The 21,750-nt window shown below is 43.3% G+C and carries 18 protein-coding genes; 10 read left to right on the top strand and 8 right to left on the bottom strand.

From position 1 onward, the window contains the following. Positions 1-6 precede the first annotated feature (6 nt). The gene (locus ACQXR1_RS01690) at positions 7-1,170 is read left to right on the top strand and encodes a CDP-glycerol glycerophosphotransferase family protein (RefSeq protein WP_430771616.1); all 1,164 of its coding nucleotides are present in this window, start codon (positions 7-9) and stop codon (positions 1,168-1,170) included. Between the two features lie 28 nt (positions 1,171-1,198). Here ACQXR1_RS01690 and lytD read toward each other — a convergent pair whose 3' ends face one another. Both lytD and manA read right to left on the bottom strand, forming a co-directional pair. Continuing rightward, the gene (gene lytD / locus ACQXR1_RS01685) at positions 1,199-3,841 is read right to left on the bottom strand and encodes a beta-N-acetylglucosaminidase LytD (protein ID WP_430771614.1); all 2,643 of its coding nucleotides are present in this window, start codon (positions 3,839-3,841) and stop codon (positions 1,199-1,201) included. A 129-nt stretch (positions 3,842-3,970) separates the two neighbouring features. Further along, complete coding sequence (manA, locus tag ACQXR1_RS01680; protein WP_040081630.1) at positions 3,971-4,921, bottom strand: mannose-6-phosphate isomerase, class I; 951 nt, start codon at positions 4,919-4,921, stop codon at positions 3,971-3,973. Positions 4,922-5,185: 264 nt separating this feature from the next. On the opposite strand from manA, the gene gerBA reads away from it, so the two are divergent. The 3 genes from gerBA to ACQXR1_RS01665 are packed head-to-tail and all read left to right on the top strand — an operon-like array spanning position 5,186 to position 8,870. After that, entirely contained in the window at positions 5,186-6,637 is a 1,452-nt protein-coding gene (gene gerBA, locus ACQXR1_RS01675; RefSeq protein WP_040081628.1) for a spore germination protein GerBA, read from the top strand. Between the two features lie 5 nt (positions 6,638-6,642). Further along, a complete protein-coding gene (gene gerBB / locus ACQXR1_RS01670; RefSeq protein WP_430771612.1) occupies positions 6,643-7,749 on the top strand; it encodes a spore germination protein GerBB in 1,107 nt (368 codons plus the stop codon). Next, positions 7,746-8,870: a Ger(x)C family spore germination protein gene (locus ACQXR1_RS01665; RefSeq protein WP_326274643.1), complete on the top strand. Its 1,125-nt coding sequence runs from the start codon at positions 7,746-7,748 to the stop codon at positions 8,868-8,870. The genes gerBB and ACQXR1_RS01665 overlap by 4 nt, the downstream gene beginning before the upstream one ends. A gap of 36 nt (positions 8,871-8,906) precedes the next feature. On the opposite strand, the gene ACQXR1_RS01660 is transcribed toward ACQXR1_RS01665, so the two are convergent. Next, entirely contained in the window at positions 8,907-10,280 is a 1,374-nt protein-coding gene (locus ACQXR1_RS01660) for a sugar porter family MFS transporter (RefSeq protein ID WP_040081624.1), read from the bottom strand. A gap of 333 nt (positions 10,281-10,613) precedes the next feature. Here ACQXR1_RS01660 and ACQXR1_RS01655 point away from each other — a divergent pair, with 333 nt between their 5' ends. After that, a complete protein-coding gene (locus ACQXR1_RS01655; protein WP_168781613.1) occupies positions 10,614-11,600 on the top strand; it encodes an LCP family protein in 987 nt (328 codons plus the stop codon). A gap of 148 nt (positions 11,601-11,748) precedes the next feature. Further along, the gene (gene ywtE / locus ACQXR1_RS01650) at positions 11,749-12,609 is read left to right on the top strand and encodes a 5-amino-6-(5-phospho-D-ribitylamino)uracil phosphatase YwtE (RefSeq protein ID WP_243571577.1); all 861 of its coding nucleotides are present in this window, start codon (positions 11,749-11,751) and stop codon (positions 12,607-12,609) included. 234 nt (positions 12,610-12,843) lie between these two features. Here the strand turns inward: ywtE and pgdS are convergent, their stop codons facing one another. The 5 genes from pgdS to pgsB form a co-directional block, all read right to left on the bottom strand. Beyond that, the gene (pgdS, locus tag ACQXR1_RS01645; protein WP_430771610.1) at positions 12,844-14,085 is read right to left on the bottom strand and encodes a gamma-DL-glutamyl hydrolase; all 1,242 of its coding nucleotides are present in this window, start codon (positions 14,083-14,085) and stop codon (positions 12,844-12,846) included. A gap of 140 nt (positions 14,086-14,225) precedes the next feature. Then, positions 14,226-14,393 (bottom strand): extrachromosomal elements maintenance protein EdmS, encoded by a 168-nt coding sequence (edmS, locus tag ACQXR1_RS01640; protein ID WP_014665607.1) that lies wholly within the window; start codon positions 14,391-14,393, stop codon positions 14,226-14,228. Positions 14,394-14,407: 14 nt separating this feature from the next. After that, positions 14,408-15,550, bottom strand: a complete 1,143-nt coding sequence (gene pgsA / locus ACQXR1_RS01635) for a capsular polyglutamate synthetase PgsA (RefSeq protein ID WP_069150442.1) — start codon at positions 15,548-15,550, stop codon at positions 14,408-14,410. Between the two features lie 18 nt (positions 15,551-15,568). Continuing rightward, a complete protein-coding gene (gene pgsC, locus ACQXR1_RS01630) occupies positions 15,569-16,018 on the bottom strand; it encodes a poly-gamma-glutamate biosynthesis protein PgsC (RefSeq protein WP_003227889.1) in 450 nt (149 codons plus the stop codon). A 14-nt stretch (positions 16,019-16,032) separates the two neighbouring features. Continuing rightward, entirely contained in the window at positions 16,033-17,214 is a 1,182-nt protein-coding gene (gene pgsB, locus ACQXR1_RS01625) for a poly-gamma-glutamate synthase PgsB (RefSeq protein WP_003227883.1), read from the bottom strand. Positions 17,215-17,997: 783 nt separating this feature from the next. On the opposite strand from pgsB, the gene ACQXR1_RS01620 reads away from it, so the two are divergent. From ACQXR1_RS01620 to rbsA, 4 genes are read left to right on the top strand one after another with little or no spacing between them, the layout of a single operon-like run. Beyond that, positions 17,998-18,987 carry a LacI family DNA-binding transcriptional regulator gene (locus ACQXR1_RS01620; RefSeq protein ID WP_430771608.1) on the top strand — a complete coding sequence of 330 codons (990 nt, stop codon included), beginning with the start codon at positions 17,998-18,000 and terminating at the stop codon, positions 18,985-18,987. Beyond that, positions 18,980-19,861, top strand: a complete 882-nt coding sequence (gene rbsK, locus ACQXR1_RS01615; protein ID WP_430771606.1) for a ribokinase — start codon at positions 18,980-18,982, stop codon at positions 19,859-19,861. Before ACQXR1_RS01620 ends, rbsK begins: the two co-directional genes overlap by 8 nt. After that, positions 19,858-20,253: a D-ribose pyranase gene (gene rbsD, locus ACQXR1_RS01610; protein ID WP_071581663.1), complete on the top strand. Its 396-nt coding sequence runs from the start codon at positions 19,858-19,860 to the stop codon at positions 20,251-20,253. Before rbsK ends, rbsD begins: the two co-directional genes overlap by 4 nt. A 15-nt stretch (positions 20,254-20,268) precedes the next feature. Continuing rightward, positions 20,269-21,750, top strand: coding sequence for a ribose ABC transporter ATP-binding protein RbsA (rbsA, locus tag ACQXR1_RS01605; protein ID WP_168781609.1), 1,482 nt, complete (start codon positions 20,269-20,271; stop codon positions 21,748-21,750).

Genomic DNA, 21,750 nt, shown 5'->3' with positions numbered 1-21,750 from the left:
TAACGAATGAATATACGTTCTTTATTGGTTATGATTTACTCGGCCGGTCTCGCTTTGACCGGTTTTATTTTCAGAAGGGTAAAAGCTCGCGATAGAGCTGTATTGCTTGCTTCCTTTCCGGATAATGCGCGCGAGCTGCTTGATGAGTATGTCAGCAGCAACTGGCCGTTTGAAATGGAAGTCCTTTTAACAAGGCACGCCGTTTCCCTTGCAGATGAATATCCTTCTGTTCGATCGCAAATAATCAACGAGAAAAATCCGATTCATCTCATTAAAGCCGTATACCGGATGTTTAGTTGTAAATTTGTGTTAACGGATAATTATTTTCTGCTGACAAGTGTTTTGAATAAACGTCCTCAGACGACATGCATTCAAATTTGGCATGCGTCCGGCGCTTTGAAGAAGTTTGGACTCGAAGATATCGGAAACCGCTATCGATCCGCCGGAGATATCAAACGGTTTAAAAAGGTGTATCGTTCATTTGATCATATCGTTGTCGGCTCTGAAAAAATGGTGGATATTTTCAAGCGGTCATTCGGAGTGAAAGATGACCGTTTTTTGCGGACGGGTGTTCCTTTAACTGACGAATACTTTCATGTCAAAAGAAAAACAGCTGACTGCCCGAACCAAAAGCTTATTCTGTATGCGCCGACATACAGGGACTATTGTTTGACGTCCATTCGTCTCCCTTTCTCTAAGGAGCAGCTCTCCGGAGAACTGAAGGGAGAATTTTTGCTACTGGTCAAACTACATCCGGCCGTGCGGAAACAGATTACTTTTAGAGAGCACGAAGGGCTGATCAAAGATGTATCAGACGTTCCGTTAAAAGATTTGCTGATGGAAAGCGACATCCTGATTTCAGACTACTCGTCAGTCGCCTTTGAGTATGCTTTGTTAAATAAACCGATTTTGTTTTTCACGTATGATATGGCAGAGTATAATAAAAAACGCGGACTGATCGATGATTTTGAAGCAGTCATCCCCGGCAGAGCCTGCATGGACACCGAGATGCTGTTGAAAGAAATCAAAGAAATGTCCGATACAAAGGAAAACTTCAAGAGGTTTGCGAAAGAGTGGCACCAATATTCAACAGGTGATGCCAGCATGCGCCTGTTGAACTTTATGAGCGAGCATATGACGACAAATAAAAAAAGACCGGCTGGTTCCTAATGGAACATAGCCGGTCTTTTTATGATCATTATTGATATTCCGGAACATCAAAGTAAAGTGTGTAACCGTCCAGCAATGAATACAGGCTGTACATGCGGTTTACTTGTTTGTACGCCCAGCCGATGTCTGTTGCGTATTGGTGTGCCGCTGTAGCTGACCATCTCATTTTGTACAGTGTGTCCTGATTGTATGCTGTGTTGTGAATATACGATGAGCCTATGAATTTGGCTCCGCCGATAATGGCCGCGTCTGGTGTGAACCAGCCTTGCTCGTACGCGTATTTAGCGCCGTAGTAATTTGGGTTGCTGTCGTAGGCGCCAATTCCGTACATGTTATATACGGTTTTTCCGTTATAGGTTAAGCCATTGGCTAAATCAGATGTTCCATTGCCTGTTTCAAGGAGAGCGTGTGAGATTAAGTACAGCTCGTTGATGCCGTATTTATTGGCGGCATCGATAAATGCTTTTGCTTTCCCTGTCAGGATGCCTTTACCCGCAAGCACTTTCTGATTGACTTCAGTAGCGTTTAGTCCGGCCGTCTGTGACAGCTTGAGAAATTGGAAGTAGTATTTGCTGTCTCTGGAAAAGTTATTCGGATCCACGTATTGAACCACTTCATCACTGCTTGCGTTTCGCCAGCCTAAATTAATTTTGGCCCAGCCGTTTGCCTGGCCGATGATTTTTACCTTATCGCCTTTTTTAAATTGCCCGATCACGTTCGTCGGGCTGACTTCCGGCGTTGACCGGATATTTAGTGCATCAGCCGTAACGGTTGATGTTGCTGTATTAATGTACGTGAGCGATACGTAAGCCGCCCCGTCTGTTTGCGGACTTACTGTCATTTGTTTTTGGACCATATCACGAAGCGAGAGATTGTAATTTGTTTTCATGATTTGCGGGCCGTTTTTGACTTTCACGATAGATGATGCCCATCCGTATAATTGTTTTAGCTTCGATGATGCCGCAGCAGCTGTATCATTGCCTGTGAACTGTTCGTTTACGCTGATTTTATAAAGCGTATTGCTTTTCGTTGTGTAGCTCGGAGTTAAACCTTGCGATTTAAGATAGGTTAACCCATTGTTCAATGCAGTTTTGCTGCTGAGCTGGGCTGTCACGATTTTGTATTGTGTATATGCCGTTTCACTTGTTTTTGCCGTTGTGCCGGAGATATTGTTTTGTTTAAAAAATGCTAAAACGCGGTCAATGTCTTCTTGGCTGATGATGGCTTCAGTTGTGATTTGATAGCTGCTTGCTGCCGACTGGCCGGTTTTCTGGCTTGCTGCTGATATATGATTCGACTTGAAAAACGTGAGCGCCTGATTGACTTTCGTTTGATCAAGCAGAGATTCAGTTGTGATCTTGAATGTGTCAGCTATTTGTTTTTTGACTGATTTCGCAGAAGCACTCAGCTGATTTTGCTTTAATATGTTCAATCCTTTTGTGACTTTTGATTGGTCTGATGTTTCTTCTGAGATGAGTTGATATTGATTTTCTGCTGTAGTTCCAGCTGTTGTTTTTGTGGCTTTTACTTTTTTCTGAGCAAAGAAGGCTGCTGCTTTGTTTGCTTGCTGCTCGCCTAACATCTTTGCTGTCGTGATTTGGTAAGCCGCAGACGTTGTTGTTTTTTTGACGCTGGATGACGTATAATGCCATTTTTTCTTTTTAAAGAAAGTATCTACTTTTTGGAGCTGCTGTTTTGTTATCCCCTTCATATTCACGGTATATGATGTGCTTTTTCCAACCTGTTGGTAACTGCCGGATACGCCGGTGTTTTTCTTGATCTGGCTGATGGCGTCCTTTACTGTATTCAGGCCTTTGAAATAAGCTGATTGGACATTGTATGACTCAACGGTTGTTTTTTGATTGATTGACTTGTAGCTGCCTGTGATGCCAGTGCTCTGTTTCAGCTGCTGCAATAGAGTTTTGGCATTCGCTTCACCTGAAATGGCGGCAGTTGTAAACGTATAATAGGCTTGTCCTTTCACCGTTTCCTTTAATGATGCCTGCAGCCCGGATTCCTTTTGGAAGGCGCTTTTGATCTGCGCTGCTCTGCTGTCTCCGACGATTGTGCCTGACTGGATGGTTGTGACAGACACCGAGTGTGTGATGGGCTGATACGAGCTTTTAATCCCCGTTTGCTTAGCCAGGCTCTGGATAAGCCCCTTGACTTTTGTCTCATCAGCAATGTCCGATGTCATGACATTCATATAGGGCTGAGGTGCTCCGTACGCTTTTACAGCGCCAGCCACTCCCGTCTCCTGCTTCAGCTTTGCCAAGATTGTGTTGGCCTGTTTTTCTCCGGAAATGGCACCTGACGAGATGGTGACATATGGCTGTTTGCTTCCGACAGGACTTGACGTTCCGGTAATCGATGTTTGTTTGGTGAGTCCGCTCAGTATTGATTTCGCTTCTGATTCGCTATGAATGCCTGAGGCGGAAATTTGGTAGGTCGTTGTTGTGCCTGAAGCCTGATAGGATGCATCCCAGCCAGTATCTTTTTTCAGTTTGGCGACAGCTTGTGAGGCTTGGCTTTCTGTACTGAACGTATTCGACGGCTCTACCTTATATATGGAGTAGTCGGTATACGCGGCGGCCTGGGCAGAACCAGACATGGCAAAAAAGGCAAGGGACGCGGCGGATAGAAGCATAGGTGCGATTAATCTCTTTTTCATTCCTTCTCCTCTTTCTTCTTCTATGAGTATATAAAACTAGTTTATTTATCGGCACGCGCATGCTTCATTTATAGGTGAATCACTTCCATTTTCTAATAAAAAAAACTTAATCTCGAAGTGAGATTAAGTTTAAATATGAGATACGATCAGTGTACAAGTTCCTTTCATCGTAAAATCGGGCATTTGAGCCGGCAAAATAAAGTGATCGCCTTTTTTGAGCGGACATGTTTCGCCCTCATACATCAGCAAACCGCTTCCTTCTGTCACGCTGCAAATCAGAAAGGATTCATCCTGAGCCATTTCAGCTTCGCCATTGATGTCCCATTTATATACCGAAAAATATTCCCCTTGAACAAACGTTTTAATGGTTATTCCTTTTCTTGATTCGGTCGATTCATCTATATACCCATCCACATGGGGAACTGTGGCGGCATTGACCGCTTTGGCAAAATGAAGCTCTCTCGGATTCCCGTTGCTATCAAGACGGTCATAATCGTACACCCGGTATGTGGCATCTGAATTTTGCTGAGTCTCTAAAACTAGTGCTCCCTTGCACAATGCGTGCAGCGTTCCGCTTGGCACATAATAAAAATCACCCGGTTTAATTTTGATCCTTCGCAGCAGGCCCTCCCAGTCACCACTGTTGATCATTGTGACAAGTTCGGTTTTTGAGCGGGCCGTATGACCGTAAATGATTTCCGCGTTTTCCTTACAGTCGATAATGTACCAGCATTCCGTCTTGCCGAGTTCTCCCTCTTCGTATTCTCCGGCATAGTAATCATCAGGGTGAACTTTAATTGACGTATCTTCTTTCACATCCAGCAGCTTTGTCAGAAGCGGAAACCGGTCCCCCTCTACGCCGCCGAATAGTTCACGGTGCTCTTCCCAAAGCTCGATCAATGTCTTTCCTTTATACGGGCCATTAGCAACAGTGCTCGGTCCTTTTGGATGAGCGGAAATGGCCCAGCATTCCCCCGTTGATTCTGAAGGAATACCGTATCCAAATCTATCTCGTAAAGCGGTTCCGCCCCAGATTTTTTCTTTACACACAGGCGTTAGAAAAATTGGTGATTGCGTCATGATCCGTACCCCTCCCCTGTAAATAACTGATCATCATTTTCCCGGTGCGCCCCTCTTACAAACGCCCGTATAAGCTGCTTTTTTCATATGACAACATATGTACAAAGCATCATCTTTTCATGACCCCTTCAAAGAAAACGCTTCCTTTCTATTATATCACGTTGAAAAGAAGCTTTGTTTCAGCCTTTTCCTCGATAAGAATAATTCTCCTTTTTTGATACAAATTAATAAAAACCGTCAATCTGTTTATGAAGGAGAGAAACTATGCAAATCGACTCTGATCTCCAGAACAATTTAGACACACTGAAAAAAACATTGGGACAAAACGACGATATGATGTTTTATACATTTGCTTTCGGAGATAGCAGACGAAAGGCGTGTTTACTGTATATTGACGGTCTGACAGAGAATAAAATGCTGGCGCAATATGTCATTTCTCCTTTACAAAAAGAGGCTTTAGCCCATAAGGAATGCTCAATTGAAGACTTATCTGCCTTTTTTTTCGGCTTTCATCATAGCGTTGTTTCAACAATGAAAGAAATAGAGCAACTCGTTTTTACAGGGCAAGCCATTTTGCTAGCTGATGGCTATCGCGGAGGATTAGCTTTTGACACAAAGTCAGTTAAAACACGCAGTCTTGAAGAACCCTCCTCCGAAGTTGTGGAACGCGGTCCTAAAGTAGGGTTTATTGAAAACCTGCGGACAAACACGGCGCTTTTGCGGGAAAGGACGAGTGATCCTAACCTTATCATCAAGGAAATGACACTCGGAAAAAGGACGAAAAAGAAAGTCGCTGTCGCTTATATTCAGGATATCGCCCCAGATTATGTCACCAAGGAAGTGTTTAAAAGGCTGAAATCAGTCAATATAGACGATTTGCCAGAATCGGGGACGCTTGAACAGCTGATTGAAGATGAACCATTTTCAATTTTCCCTACGATTTTAAGCACAGAACGGCCAGATCGTGTAGAGGCTGCACTGTTAGAAGGACGAGTGTCCATATTAGTGGATGGTACGCCGTTTGCTTTGATTGTGCCGGCTACGGTTGACGAATTTATTCATTCTCCCGATGATTACAGTCAGCGCTGGCTTCCAATGTCAGTTGTACGCCTTCTTCGTTATTCCAGCGTTCTGATCACCATTTATTTGCCCGGCCTGTATATATCTCTCGTTTCTTTTCACACCGGGCTATTGCCGACTAGAATGGCCATTTCCATTGCAGGCAGCAGGCTTAACGTACCATTCCCGCCTTTTGTAGAGGCCTTTATCATGATCTTTACGATCGAATTGATTCGAGAAGCCGGATTAAGGCTTCCTAAACCGATTGGACAGACGATTGGCCTTATCGGCGGCGTTGTCATTGGGCAGGCAGCTGTTCAGGCGCAAATCGTCAGTGCCCTTATGGTCATTGTCGTTTCTGTCACTGCACTGGCATCCTTTACTGTTCCTTCATACGCTTATAACTTTCCGCTGCGGCTGATACGCATAGCTGCAATGATCAGCGCAGCAGTACTTGGCATGTATGGCGTCATTATGGTCTTTCTGTTTGTAATCGGTCACTTAATGCGCCTGAAAAGCTTTGGCGAGGATTACATTATCCCGATCATGGCGCAGCCTGGACAGGATTTGAAAGACACGGTCATCCGTATTCCTACGATGTTTTTAAAAAGAAGACCGACACGAAACGATCCCGAAGATAACATCAGACAAAGGTGATGGCTATGAGGAAATCAGAGCATAAACTGACATTTATGCAGACGCTCATTATGATCAGCAGCACATTGATCGGTGCCGGGGTGCTGACCCTTCCCCGCTCAGCCGCCGAAACCGACAGTCCGAGCGGATGGCTAATGATACTGATCCAGGGCGTTATTTTTATTATCATCGTTCTGCTTTTTTTGCCTTTTCTTCAAAAAAACAGCAAAAAAACCCTTTTTAAGCTCAACAGCATTGTAGCTGGAAAATTCATCGGCTTTTTATTGAATTTATATATCTGTCTATATTTCATTGGGATTGTTTGCTTTCAAGCTCGGATTTTGGGAGAGGTTGTCGGATTCTTTTTGTTGAAAAATACGCCAATGGCAGTGGTGGTGTTTCTATTTCTTGCAGTTGCCATCTATCATGTGGGCGGAGGCGTTTATTCCATTGGAAAGGTATACGCTTATATTTTTCCCATTACCCTTATTATTTTTATGATGCTTCTAATGTTCAGCTTTCGCTTGTTCCAGCTTGATTTTATCCGGCCGGTTTTTGAAGGAGGCTATCAAAGCTTTTTCTCTTTATTCCCAAAAACACTATTATATTTCTCAGGATTTGAAATCATTTTTTACCTGGTCCCTTTTATGAGAGATCCGAAGCAAGTGAAAAAGGCTGTTGCTCTGGGCATCGCGATTTCCACAGTGTTCTACAGCATTACTTTGCTCATTGTGATTGGCTGTATGACTGTGGCTGAGGCAAAAACGGTGACATGGCCGACCATTTCCCTTATTCACGCATTAGAGGTTCCGGGTATTTTTATTGAACGATTTGATTTGTTCTTACAGCTGACTTGGACAGCCCAGCAATTTGCCTGTATGCTCGGATCCTTCAAAGGCGCCCATATCGGGTTAACGGAAATCTTTCATCTGAAAAATAAAAACAATGCATGGCTGCTGACTGCAATGCTGGCTGCGACGTTTTTCATAACGATGTATCCTAAGGACTTGAATGACGTGTTTTATTACGGGACACTTCTTGGATATGCTTTCTTAATTGTGATTACAATTCCATTCTTCGTCTGGTTTTTAAGCTGGATACAGAAAAAATTAGGGAGGGGGCAGCTGCAATGAAAACAGCAACAAAATTCTCCGTCATGTTTTTTATGCTGCTGGCCCTCTGCGGGTGCTGGGATGTCAAAAATATCGAGAAACTATCCTTTGCCAGAGGGCTGGCAATCGATGAGACAGATGATCACCAGTACAAACTGACGTATCAAAACCTGCTTCCCCAAAGCGAAGACAGCCAATCATCCGGAAAACCCGAATTCGTTAATGTGACGTCCCACGGGAAGACGATCCTGGAAGCAGTCAGTGATGTAGCCATCAAGGACCCTCCTGTTTACAGCGATCATTTAAAAGTGATTCTTCTGGGAGAAAAACTGATGAGGAATCAAAATGTTGACCAAGTCTTCAACCACTTTATCCGGGATGATGAGCTGCGGCGAAGCAGCTATTTGATGGCGGCCAGAGGGAAGGCGGCTGATATCTTTACAAAAGGAAAAACCAATCAGCAGCAGCCAATGCCTTCAGAAAAACTGATTGATTTGACAACTCACAGCGGGTATAACGGTAAGATTATGATACCGCTGCGCATCGGAAGAGCTTCTGTCTACTCTCAGAACGGGTACAGTTATCTTATTCAAGCCGTGAAAAACGAAAAGGGAAAAGCCAAGTATGACGGAGCAGGCATTATCAAAAGAGGCAGCAATAAACTCGTTGGATTTCTTTCAGCTGATGAAACCCAGACACTGACATGGGTCATGGGGACGATCCAAGGCGGTGTCATGCCGACGACAGATAAAGGGCATCCGATTACGTTTGAAATCAAAAAGTCGAAAACGAAAATTAAACCAGTCATTAAAAACGGAAAGCCTGTCTTTCAGATTACTGTTAAAACGAAAGGCATCCTGACAGAAGACCAAAACCCGAATGAAAATTCCTTCAGCAAAAGATATTTGCACAGGCTGGAAAAGATTTTTGAGAAAAAGCTTGAACGAGATGTAAAGCAGGTGATGGAAAAACTGCAGCACGAGTATAAAACCGACCCAGTCTTTTTCTCAGATCATATAAGGATTCAATATCCTGACTACTGGAATAAAGTAAAAGGGCATTGGGATGAAATATTTACTGAAGCTGATTTTAGGTACAATATTTCTTTTAAAATCATTAACTTTGGCTCGGTTGGAAAATGAGCAATCAAAAAGGTGCGCGTGATCGCGCACCTTTTTTTATGTTCCGACCGTTTGCTGTTTTCCGGCCTGTCCTCCTTGTCCGTTTTTGTCCCGTAAATCCTGCTCAATTTCTTCAAGGCTTTTTCCCTTTGTCTCTGTCACTTTAAATCGGACAAATAAGAAGGCCATGATACCGATTGCGGCATAAATCAGGAATAAATAACTGATTCCGATCGCTTCCATTAACATTGGATAGGTTAGTGAAACAATGAGTGTCCCAACGTGCAGCATTAAGGTCGAAACACCCGTCCCGATTCCTCTGACGTGAAGCGGGAACAATTCAGGAAGCATCACCCAGACAACCGGCCCCCAGCTGACCGCAAAGACAACGATAAACACACCTAAACAAATGACGGTCGTCCATGAGGCAGCCGGAGTGTCACCGAAAAAGAGATTTACTAAAGCGAGAACGATCAAGCTGATCACCATCCCCGCATTCCCGAATAGCAATAACGGCTTTCTTCCGATCTTGTCGATGACTTTAATCGCTACTAATGTCATGAGAACATTGACTGTGCCGATTCCGACCGTTCCTAAAATTGAAGCGGAGTTTCCGAATCCGACGTTTGTAAAGGTTTTTGGCGCATAGTAGATGATCGTATTCGTTCCGATAAATTGCTGCAAAAATGCCAATCCCAAACCGGCAATCAGGGCTGGGCGCACCCATGGATCGAACAGCTCCTTCAGGCCGCCTTCATCCTGCTTTTCCGCTTCTTTTATATCATGTATTTCCTGATCAATATCTGTTGTGCCACGCAACTTTTCAAGAATTTTCTTCGCTTTGTTTTCTTCGCCATTCGTGAACAGCCACCGCGGGCTCTCCGGCATAAATAAAATGCCAATGAGCAGGAGCAGTGACGGCACAGCAGCCAATCCAAGCATCCAGCGCCACGCTTCAGCATCGGCAAATATGTAATTGACAATATAAGAAAGAAGGATGCCGACCGTGATCATCAGCTGATTCAGTGATGACAGCGCCCCGCGCTTATGCTTTGGCGCCAGTTCAGATAAATAAAGCGGCACGATTGTTGTCGATGTTCCGACTGCAAGTCCCAAAATGATGCGAAACAGCACCATGACTCCCGTATTTGGGGCCAGTGCCACACCAAGACCGCCTATACAAAACAACAGCGCGGCCGCCATAATTGCTTTTTTTCTTCCGAAACGGTCAGTCAGCTTGCCGGCCGCTCCCGAGCCTAGTATCGCCCCAACCAGTAAGGAGCTGACAACAAGACCTTCTGTAAACGCATTCAATCCTAACTCCTTTTTCATAAATAAAATAGCTCCGGAAATCACTCCGGTATCATAGCCATATAACGCGCCACCAAGAGCTCCGAAAAAATAAAGCCATATATTTGACTGCTTTTTCATAAAAATGACTCCCTTTCTCCATCAGCTGCAATGACATTGTCTGTGGGATTTTTTTAGAAATCTTTTAGCCTCTTTTTCCGGTCATTAAACCTTTTTATTCTGTTGATCATGAGTTTTCCAATCATTTACTTGTATTTTTTTCAATGTCACCGAAACATTTTACCTGTTGCAGCGTCCAATATAGGTAGTTCTGTTCTACACAACCGTAATCTTATTTTGTCTAATACTAATATATAAATATAGTTATTTTTTTCTAATATTGTCTTTTTCTAAGTTGCCCTATGGCAAAAAAAGTGGTACGCTTCAAATATTAAGGAAATGTGAGGTATTGATATGGAGGAACGATTACAACACAAGAAGAAAAAGAGACGTCTGAAAAAATGGGTGAAATTCACAATCGGTTTGTTTGCTATTCTAATTATCGTAACTGGTTCAATTGGTACCTATGCTTATATAAAGTTGAATAATGCGTCAAAACAAGCACATATTGATCTAAATGAAAATGGTCAATCCGTTAAACGTATCAAAGAATTTGATCCAAAAAAAGACTCATTTACTGTATTACTTTTAGGAATTGATTCAAGAAATTCCAAAGGTGAGACGGTTGACGATGCTCGAAGTGACGCTAATGTCTTAGTTACCTTTAATCGAAAAAACAAATCAGCAACAATGTTAAGTATACCGAGAGATTCTTATGTTAACATCCCTGGTTATGGATATGATAAATTTACACATGCTCATGCATATGGAGGAGTAAAACTCTCAGCCAAAACAGTTGAAAATCTTCTAGATATTCCAGTAGATTATGTAATAGAAAGTAATTTTGACGCTTTTAAAGATGTTGTGGATGAATTAAATGGAGTTAGTATAAATGTAAAAAATGAAAAAATAGTTAATCAAGTTAAAAAAGATACAAAAGGAAAAGTCATATTAAAAACTGGCGTTCAAACACTAAACGGTGAAGAGGCACTAGCTTATGTAAGGACACGTAAAGCTGATACCGATTTTCAACGCGGTCAAAGACAGATGGAAGTCCTAAATGCCATCATAAAAAAATCTAAATCATTAAGCTCAATACCAGCATATGATGATATCGTTGATAGTTTAGGGGAAAATTTAAAGATGAATTTATCTTTAAATGATGCAATCGGTTTATTTCCTTTTATAACTTCTTTAAAATCAGTTGATACTGAACAACTTACCGGTTCTGACATGTATCTCTACAGCTCTCGTGAGCGAAAAAAACTATATTATTTGAAACTTGATAGTGAAAAGCTAGAAGAAGTCAAAACCGAACTAAAAAATGACATTGATAACTAATTTTATCGGAATGGTCTATTACCATTCCGTTTTTTTCTTGAAAATTTTCAAAGTAACGTTTAGCCTTGGTTTATATGGATTATGTTTCGCAGACAAGCTGAACATACTACACGAAGCAGCTTCATTTTTAAGGAGGTTCCCCCTACATATGAAATGTATTGCGATTGATTTAGATGGAACATTGTTAAATAAAGAAAGCGTCATTTCTGCGGAAAACAGAGCGGCGATCAAGCGGGCCGTCGATGCCGGCATCCTCGTCACCATTTGCACGGGAAGAGCAACATTTGATGTAAAAGCGCTGTTGGATGACTTGGACATCCCTATCATTGCGGCTAATGGCGGCACGATCCACGACACGGGTTACCGTTTGATCAGCCGGACATTAATGGATCAGGAAGCCGGCAAAGCGATTGCTGATTACTTACTGTCAAAAAACATTTACTTTGAGGTATATACAGATGACCATCTGCTTTCTCCTTTTGACGGCGAAGCTAAGCTGCACGCGGAGCTAGACATTCTAAAGAGCGCAAATCCAAACGAACAGACAGATGAATTGTGGCAAGGGGCCATGACTCAATTCAAGCAGTTTGGCATTAAACCAATCCCTCATATCGAATCTGTTTTTGAGGGCGGTGAAAACATTTATAAGCTTCTTTGCTTCTCCTTTGATATGGACAAGCTGAAACAAGCGAAGGAAGAGCTGAAGCATCATAAAAAACTGGCGCAAACCTCTTCCGGAAAACATATTATTGAAATCCTGCCGGCCTCTTCAGGAAAAGGACGCGCGTTAACAAAGCTGGCTGACATATACGGAATTGAAACACAGGATATCTATGCGATCGGCGACAGTCCGAACGATTTGTCCATGTTTGAAGTCGCCGGACACCGTATCGCCATGGAAAATGCGATTGATGAATTAAAAGAAAAAAGCACCTTTGTCACAAAAAGCAATGACGAAAATGGTGTGGCCTACTTTATAGACCGGCTGCTTTCCGGCCAATATGCATAAAGAAAAGACTCCAGAGATTCTGGAGTCTTTAAATTGTTGACAAAATCCTAAAACGACTTTAGTTTTAGGATTTTGTCATCTTTTCAGCGTGATTGAAAACCTTTGAAGTCTAGGAAAGGCGAGCGTTGGAGCGGAGCGAATATTCTAATTCGTGAGCACCGACGCGCAGGCTTGACAACGAATGCGAGGGTTTGTCAACACGCTGAAGACTCCAAGGATTGGAGTCTTTTTCTTTTATTGCACCCGTATACTTCCTGCGTATTTATCCTTCCAATACGTGCTCGTGTTCATATTGGTGATGGTCACGCCGTTTGATAATGTGACATGAACAACTTGTCCGTTTCCGATATAGATGGCGGGATTTAAGCTTGTTGATTGGAAGAACACAATGTCTCCCGGCTTCAGGTCCGCCTTCTCAATCTTAGTGCCGGCTGTGTACTGGCTTGTTGCGTATCGAGGCAGGGAAATACCCGCTGCTTTCTGGTATACATACTGGACAAATCCAGCTGTATCAAATCCTGTCTCTGGAGACACTCCGCCCTGTTTGTAAGGTACTTCTCCGACATAAAGCGTAGCTTCGGATACAATCGGATTTTCTTTCGGGATTGTCAGGTTGTCAAATCGGCGGATGCCCGTCATTTTCGATTTCCAGTAATCCTCTGATAAATAGGAAATAGTTACTTTTTCTGATCGGCTTGCCTGGATAAATCTTCCCGCGCCCGCATAAATGCCTGCATGTGAAATTCCTGTTTTATACGTGTTGCTGAAATAGACGACATCACCGGGCTTGATGTTCTGAGGGGCTACCTTCTCGCCCACTGCCCACTGCTGTTCGGCTGATCGCGGCAGATAAATGCCGAGTGCCTGTTGAAACACATATTGCACAAGCCCCGAGCAATCAAAGCCCTCTGACGGTGTGCTGCCGCCAAACACATATGGAATGCCGATATATTTTTCAGCCTCCTGAACGACAGGAACATCAGCCGTTGCCGGATCGGCAGCGATTCGTCTCGCCCCGATATAAGACCCGCTCCAATAGCTGCTTTTTTTGTAATTGGTGATGATAACCCCTTTTGACTGTGTACTGTGAATCATTTGGCCGTCTCCGATATAGAGAGCGTTGTGTGTCGGAACAGTGCCGCTGCTTCCCTCTTTCTTGAAAAACAAAATATCACCCGGCTTCAGGTCTTCCGGTTTTACAGCTGTTCCGATTTTATACTGGTCGTTTACAAATCTCGGCAGATGAATATCAGCCTTACTGAAAACATATTGTATTAATCCTGAAGGGTCGAAGCCCTCTTTCGGCGATTCACCGCCGTATTTATACTGATAACCAAGCAGGCTTTTTGCTTCGCTGATGATCAATTCAGATGATGTATCAGCCTCCGCAATCTCCGCTTTTGTCATAATGGGAACCAAAAAACAAATGATAACCGCCACAAGCAAAAACTTCTTCCAGTTTGCCAGTGAGTTCACTTTTCGTATCTCCTCCTCTTTTTGCAGTTTTAACATCGGTATTTTTTTGAATATGTTAAGTAACTTTTTGAAATTTTTACAGAATGAGTATGCCGGGCAAATAAAAAGAGAGTGTCTCATCAGACACTCTCTTTTTTGAATTATTTATTGGTGCTAGCCGTTTCTTCCTGCTGTTGGATTTTATGCATCTCTGTATCAATCTTCTGTTTTTCCTGATCTGTCAGCTGATCATTGAATTTAAAAGCTGACATAAACATGAACACGATGGCTACGGCAACAAACGGCCAGATGGCTTTGACAAATTTCATCTTTATCACTCCGATTATTTAGATTTTAGTTTGTCACTATGATCAACATCAAACGTCAGTTTTCCGTCTTCTACTTTCCAAGCGAAATTAGAGTCTTTCGTCAGTTCGCGAATAATTGTTTTCTGTTTAAGGCTGTCTTTTTTCACAGGTGCAGGTGTCGCTTCATGGATATCGATCGGTGTCACTTCAAAGCGGCCTGTTCCATTTTTCTTCAGGTGATACTGAACAAGTGCACTGTCTCTCGTTCTCGTCCAGCCCTGGTCAAAGACAAAGTTTCCGAGACTGTAGAAAATAACGGTTCCGTTATATACTTCAATCGGCTCTAAGACGTGCGGGTGATGGCCGACGATGATGTCAGCTCCCGCATCGGACATGGCTCTTGCAAGTTGGCGCTGGCGGTCGTTTGGATCATTGTCATACTCTTGGCCCCAGTGTGACTGCACAACCACGATGTCCGCATATTTTTTCGCTTCTGAAATCATAGGGATGAAGATTTCAGGATCTGCGGGAAGCACGCCAGGTGTATTCTTTTTAGCTGCGAAGCCTTTTCCAGACACATCGGTAAAGCCAAGCGTCGCAATCGTTATCCCATTGACTTTCTGGTACGAAATTTTCTTTTTCGCATCACTTAAGCTGTACCCCGCTCCAACGATATCAAGGTTTTGCTTCGCAAATTCTCCAAGTGTATCTTTCATCCCCTGAACGCCGTAATCCATGGCGTGGTTGTTTGCGCTGTTGAGAACCGTGAAATTCATATCTTTCAATACTTTCACCGATTCTTTATTCGTCTGCAGATGAATCTCTTTATCTGCTTGTTTATAATTCTTTTGATAGGTTACCGGGTTTTCAAAGTTTCCTGCTACATAATCCGAGGATTTAAAGATCGGTTCAACATATTGAAAAATACTGTCTGCCCCTTTTTGCTCCGTTACTTTTTCAACATAGCGGCCCATCATAATATCGCCGACAAATGAGGCGGAGAGTACGTCGTCAGAATATGTTTTGACCTTCGGTGTTTCTGCTTTTCCCGCCCACATGAAAGCGAACATGAGGACAAAAACGATCGGAATGGCAATAAATACGTGCTTATTGGTTTTCTTTTTTTGCTGTTTTGTCAGCTTTAGCAGCTTTTCATGAAAGCTCAGTTCTTTTTTCATCGTTTGACACACCTTACATTAAATTAAGTAGTAAACAAACATGATAGCAAAGGTCGCTCCGCTCAATAGCAGCGTGCTTCCGAACGTAATCGTTAAACCTTGTTTCTGAATGGTATTGGCAATTAAACCTGGCACGATGATGCCGATTCCTCGAAATTCTGCGATTTCAAATGGTACAATCGGGTATAGAAAATCAAATGCGATTTTCAGTACGATCCCTGTTATCAGCATGGCAGCGAATTTTCTGCGTCCGTACAAAATCATAAATTTGGATAAACCGTATTTCACAATGACATACGTGAGCAAGCTCACTAGCAAAACAAGTAAAATAAAGACCGGCTGATTAAACACAAGTCCTAAATATCCCGGTACAACCAGTCCTGCCGGCACGATCCCTGTTTTTTCCGCGAAAATTAAACTAAGTAGTACACCTAAAATAAGTGCGATGTATAAATCTGATCCGAACATGTCTGCATTTCCCCCTAGCTTACGAGCTGCTTAACCTTGTATTCGTGGATTTTTTCAATTAAAGGCTCTGCGGCACCATGAATATTGCCGACGCCATATATGACACGATTGTGCATTCTTTTCTTTAACAATTCCATAATTTCATCTGTTGACTTATACTCTAGATCATGCAGTTTGTCTGCAGGAATTTTGCCTTCTTCATAGGCTTTTACGATCGGTTCTGTTGTTTCACCGATTAAGATCAGTTCACTTGCTTCAATATAAGGCAATACGTCATTTGCGAATTGCTGTGTCCGATCGACACGGTCTGCGCGGCAGTTCATGATGATGATCGGATCATCGGTCGGGTAACCGATTTCTTTTACACGTTTCCATATATTCAAAGTAGAAGAAGCGTCGTTTGCGGCAAACCCATTAACAAAGTGCCCAGGCTCGCTCGGACTGATCAGCGGAAGAATTCTCATTGCTCCCGGATCTGGCGGCGCATTCAGCATTCCCTTAAATGCTGTTTCTTCGTCAATGCCGAGTGCTTGAGCCACACCCAGCGCCAGAGAAGCGTTATCAGGGAATACCATGTATTCAAATTTACGTAAATACTCATCTGTAATTTTTGAGTTATCAGCAATGATGACTTTTGTGTTTCGTTCTTTTGCTTTTTGTTTAAAGAACTCGGTATATTCACTATCTGTAATGACAAGATGGCCATTATAAGGAATAGTAGCGGTAAACGCTTCCGCAATTTCATCCAGCGTCGGCCCCATGACATCCATATGATCCTCTAAAACGTTAACAATGACGCCGATATTGGCCTGCAGAAGTTCTTCCTGAAAGATGATTTGATAATCCGGGTTAACAGCCATGCACTCACTGACAATCGCGTTAGCCCCTCTTTCTACAGTTTCTCTCATGACTTCTTTTTGCTCTCCGATATTCGGCCCCTGTGGTTTCCGTTTAATCGGCTTTTCCTCCGGTGTGTCCCAGTAAATCATTCTTGCATCTGTACCTGTTGTTTTTCCAACAGTCTTGTAACCGGCTTCTATTAATATTCCGGTTGTCAGCCTTGTCACAGTCGATTTTCCTCGGATGCCGTTAATATTCACCCGAACAGGGAGGGCATCAATGTTTTTCTGATGTCGTCGTTTTTCTAATATTCCGATGACCAGTATGACAGCACAGGCTATAATGAGTAACCACATTGCTTTTCGACATCTCCTTCTATATTGTTGTAAATTCATTCATCAGTATATAGAATCACTATGAATTCTCAATCGGCATTATGTAACATAATCTCCCCTCATCGACTATGCCAAAATTCTCTTTTGAAAGAGATTTTATACCTACAAACTGTTTTCTATTTTTGGTAAACAGCAGGACTTACACCTTATCTCTTTTTTAAAAAATCAAAAGGAATGCGCTTTCATTTTGCTTCTGATATCCTTCTGTACGTATAGTCACACCCTGCTGTTTAAATTTAATATGCATTTCAAATCAATCTTTTTTTCAGCCTGTATTATCAAACTTCTCCCGCTCTCATGCATGTTTCCGGTTCTTATGAACACAAAATAGTTTGATCCTGTTTCTTAAGGATAAGGTCATAATGTCATCCTTTCTGCATGGAATAAGCAATATGAGGCCCATTCCAAAATGACTAAGGAGTTCCAAGATGAAAACGCTAAATTTACGAGTCCGAATTCTCTAACATAATTAAACATTTTCTGGGCTGATAGTCTTTCCTGTTTCTTTTCATTTACAGGTCTAAACTCATGACATTGAAACAATTTTAATAAAACTTAATATTTGTTCAAGAAATCTTCATCCATATTTGTGAAGACTTTGTCAAAAAAAGAGTGAAAACCTTAAATTTTTCAATTATATATACAATTTACAAATAGATTTCTTTTGATATTTTTATTGCCAACTTCGGATCACCCATGATAATCTATCTATGTAAACGGTTACATAAACGAGGAGGAGCTGTTTTGGCTACAATTAAAGATGTCGCCGGAGCGGCGGGCGTTTCAGTTGCGACGGTTTCCCGCGTCCTGAATGATAACGGCTATGTACACGAAGAAACGCGAACCCGTGTCATAGCGGCGATGGAGAAGCTGAACTATTACCCGAATGAAGTCGCCAGATCTCTATATAAAAGAGAATCCCGGCTGATCGGACTTTTGCTTCCGGATATCACAAACCCTTTCTTCCCCCAGCTTGCCCGCGGTGCGGAGGATGAATTGAACCAGGAGGGCTATCGCCTTATTTTCGGCAACAGTGACGAGGAATTGAAAAAAGAACTTGAATACCTTCAAACCTTTAAGCAAAATCATGTCGCAGGCATTATTGCCGCAACAAATTACCCGGATCTTGAAGAATACAGCGGCATGAATTATCCGGTCGTTTTTCTGGACAGAACACTTGAAGGGGCCCCTTCTGTGTCCAGTGATGGCTATACAGGAGGAAAGTTAGCCGCCGAAGCTATTATTCACGGAAAAAGCCGGCGCATTACGCTCTTGAGAGGCCCCGCTCACCTGCCGACCGCTCAAGACCGCTTTAACGGCGCTTTGGAAATTTTACAGCAGGCTGAAGTTGATTTTCAGGTGATTGAAACTGCTTCATTTTCTATTAAAGATGCACAATCAATGGCGAAGAAGCTGTTTGCCGCTTATCCAGCGACAGACGGTGTGATCGCGAGTAACGATATTCAAGCCGCTGCAGTTTTACATGAAGCATTGCGGCGCGGAAAAAACGTGCCGGAGGACATTCAAATTATCGGCTATGATGACATTCCGCAAAGCGAGCTGCTGTTCCCGCCACTGTCTACAATTAAACAGCCATCATATGATATGGGAAAAGAAGCAGCCAGACTGCTTTTGCGTATCATCAAAAAACAGCCGCTGGCAGAAACGGCAATTCAAATGCCTGTCATCTATATAGGAAGAAAGACGACAAGAAAGGAAGATGATGATGCGTAATATTTGTGTGATTGGAAGTTGTTCTATGGATTTAGTGGTCACCTCGGACAAACGCCCAAAAGCCGGTGAAACGGTTCTTGGCACGTCGTTTCAAACTGTGCCGGGCGGCAAAGGAGCAAATCAGGCGGTTGCCGCAGCAAGACTTGGGGCTCAAGTATTTATGGTCGGGAAGGTTGGAGACGATCATTATGGAACAGCTATTTTGAATAACTTAAAAGCAAACGGTGTTTGCATTGACTATATGGAACCGGTTACACACAAAGTAAGCGGAACCGCCCACATTGTGCTTGCTGAAGGTGATAACAGCATTGTCGTTGTCAAAGGCGCGAACGATGACATCACTCCAGCGTATGCGATACATGCGCTTGAACAGATTGAAAAGGTCGATATGGTTCTGATTCAGCAGGAAATTCCAGAGGAAACGGTTGATGAGGTATGCAAATACTGCCATTCCCACGATATCCCGATCATGCTAAACCCGGCACCGGCCCGCCCGCTGAAGCAGGAAACAATTGATCACGCCACCTATCTCACGCCGAATGAACACGAGGCTTCGCTCTTATTCCCTGAGCTTACCATTTCTGAAGCTCTGGCGCTTTATCCGGCAAAGCTCTTTATTACGGAAGGAAAACAAGGCGTCCGCTATTCAGCTGGCAGCAAAGAGGTGCTCATCCCGTCCTTCCCTGTTGAGCCCGTTGATACAACCGGAGCCGGTGATACGTTTAACGCAGCGTTTGCCGTGGCTCTGGCTGAAGGAAAAGACATTGAAGCTGCATTGCGGTTTGCCAATCGTGCCGCTTCCCTTTCTGTCTGTTCCTTCGGTGCCCAAGGCGGAATGCCGACAAGAAATGAAGTAGAGGAGCTGCTGTCATGAAAAAACACGGTATACTGAACAGCCATCTTGCCAAGCTTTTAGCTGACCTTGGCCACACTGATAAAATTGTCATCGCGGATGCCGGATTGCCGGTCCCTGACGGCGTTTTGAAAATTGATCTTTCATTGAAGCCGGGTCTCCCGGCTTTCCAAGATACAGCGGCAGTGCTCGCTGACGAGATGGTCGTCGAAAAAGTCATTGCTGCAGCTGAAATAAAAGCATCTAATCAGGAGAATGCGAGATTTCTAGAAAATCTTTTCTCTAAACAAAAGATTGAATACCTTTCTCACGAGGAGTTTAAGCTGCTGACAAAAGAAGCAAAAGCCATCATTAGAACGGGTGAATTCACACCATATGCCAACTGCATCCTGCAGGCGGGTGTGCTTTTCTAGAAAGGAGGAGAAAACATGCAGATTGAAATGAAAGACATTCATAAAGCATTTGGAAAAAACCAGGTGCTATCAGGCGTTTCCTTTCAGCTCTTACCTGGCGAGGTTCACGCGTTAATGGGAGAAAACGGCGCTGGCAAGTCCACGCTTATGAACATTCTGACAGGCCTGCACAAATCGGATCAAGGTCAAATCAGCATAAATGGAAACGAAACGTATTTTTCCAATCCAAAAGAAGCGGAACAGCATGGGATAGCCTTTATCCATCAGGAATTGAATATCTGGCCGGAAATGACTGTTCTGGAGAATCTATTTATCGGTAAGGAGATATCCTCCAAGCTGGGCATTTTACAAACAAGAAAAATGAAAGCGCTAGCAAAAGAGCAATTTGATAAACTCTCTGTCTCTCTTTCTCTCGATCAAGAAGCTGGTGAATGTTCTGTTGGACAGCAGCAAATGATTGAAATCGCAAAAGCGCTTATGACAAATGCCGAAGTGATCATTATGGATGAGCCGACCGCTGCTTTGACCGAACGAGAAATCAGCAAGCTCTTTGAGGTCATTACAGCATTAAAAAAGAACGGCGTCTCCATTGTCTATATTTCTCATCGCATGGAAGAAATTTTTGCGATTTGCGACAGAATTACCATCATGCGTGACGGAAAAACGGTGGATACAACAAACATCTCAGAAACTGATTTTGATGACGTCGTCAAAAAAATGGTCGGACGGGAGCTGACTGAACGATATCCAAAACGCACTCCTTCTCTCGGTGACAAAGTATTCGAGGTGAAAAATGCCTCCGTAAAAGGGCGTTTTGAAGACGTCAGCTTTTATGTTCGTTCCGGTGAGATCGTCGGTGTATCAGGATTAATGGGAGCCGGCCGGACAGAAATGATGAGAGCGCTGTTCGGCGTTGACAGGCTGGACACGGGCGAGATATGGATCGCAGGGAAAAAAACGGCTATTAAGAACCCGCAGGAAGCCGTGAAAAAAGGACTCTGCTTCATTACAGAGAACCGCAAGGATGAAGGGCTCCTGCTCGACACCTCGATCCGCGAAAATATTGCCCTGCCTAATCTGTCCAGCTTTTCACCAAAGGGTCTCATTGATCACAAGCGGGAGGCTGAATTTGTCGATCTGTTAATCAAACGCCTGACTATCAAAACAGCATCACCGGAAACGCACGCACGGCATTTGTCAGGTGGAAACCAGCAAAAAGTGGTGATAGCCAAGTGGATCGGCATCGGACCGAAAGTGCTTATCTTGGATGAGCCAACCAGAGGTGTGGATGTTGGAGCCAAACGAGAGATTTATACGCTGATGAATGAGCTGACCGAACGCGGCGTCGCTATCATCATGGTGTCATCAGAGCTGCCGGAAATTCTCGGAATGAGCGATCGGATTATCGTGATCCATGAAGGCAGAATCAGCGGAGAAATCGATGCGCGAGAAGCAACACAAGAACGAATTATGACACTTGCCACGGGAGGGCGGTAA

This window comes from Bacillus sp. ATD (genome assembly GCF_050585765.1).
GTDB lineage: Bacteria > Bacillota > Bacilli > Bacillales > Bacillaceae > Bacillus > Bacillus stercoris.
The sequence above is the reverse complement of the archived record's forward strand: the minus strand, read 5'-3'. Positions and strand labels throughout refer to the sequence as shown.

Bases quoted from the DNA above. Each gene is read 5' to 3' on its own strand.
- ACQXR1_RS01690 (WP_430771616.1), top strand. From the start codon at position 7: ATGAATATACGTTCTTTATTGGTTATGATTTACTCGGCCGGTCTCGCT.
- lytD (WP_430771614.1), bottom strand. From the start codon at position 3,841: ATGAAAAAGAGATTAATCGCACCTATGCTTCTATCCGCCGCGTCCCTT.
- manA (WP_040081630.1), bottom strand. From the start codon at position 4,921: ATGACGCAATCACCAATTTTTCTAACGCCTGTGTGTAAAGAAAAAATC.
- gerBA (WP_040081628.1), top strand. From the start codon at position 5,186: ATGCAAATCGACTCTGATCTCCAGAACAATTTAGACACACTGAAAAAA.
- gerBB (WP_430771612.1), top strand. From the start codon at position 6,643: ATGAGGAAATCAGAGCATAAACTGACATTTATGCAGACGCTCATTATG.
- ACQXR1_RS01665 (WP_326274643.1), top strand. From the start codon at position 7,746: ATGAAAACAGCAACAAAATTCTCCGTCATGTTTTTTATGCTGCTGGCC.
- ACQXR1_RS01660 (WP_040081624.1), bottom strand. From the start codon at position 10,280: ATGAAAAAGCAGTCAAATATATGGCTTTATTTTTTCGGAGCTCTTGGT.
- ACQXR1_RS01655 (WP_168781613.1), top strand. From the start codon at position 10,614: ATGGAGGAACGATTACAACACAAGAAGAAAAAGAGACGTCTGAAAAAA.
- ywtE (WP_243571577.1), top strand. From the start codon at position 11,749: ATGAAATGTATTGCGATTGATTTAGATGGAACATTGTTAAATAAAGAA.
- edmS (WP_014665607.1), bottom strand. From the start codon at position 14,393: ATGAAATTTGTCAAAGCCATCTGGCCGTTTGTTGCCGTAGCCATCGTG.
- pgsA (WP_069150442.1), bottom strand. From the start codon at position 15,550: ATGAAAAAAGAACTGAGCTTTCATGAAAAGCTGCTAAAGCTGACAAAA.
- pgsC (WP_003227889.1), bottom strand. From the start codon at position 16,018: ATGTTCGGATCAGATTTATACATCGCACTTATTTTAGGTGTACTACTT.
- pgsB (WP_003227883.1), bottom strand. From the start codon at position 17,214: ATGTGGTTACTCATTATAGCCTGTGCTGTCATACTGGTCATCGGAATA.
- rbsK (WP_430771606.1), top strand. From the start codon at position 18,980: ATGCGTAATATTTGTGTGATTGGAAGTTGTTCTATGGATTTAGTGGTC.
- rbsD (WP_071581663.1), top strand. From the start codon at position 19,858: ATGAAAAAACACGGTATACTGAACAGCCATCTTGCCAAGCTTTTAGCT.
- rbsA (WP_168781609.1), top strand. From the start codon at position 20,269: ATGCAGATTGAAATGAAAGACATTCATAAAGCATTTGGAAAAAACCAG.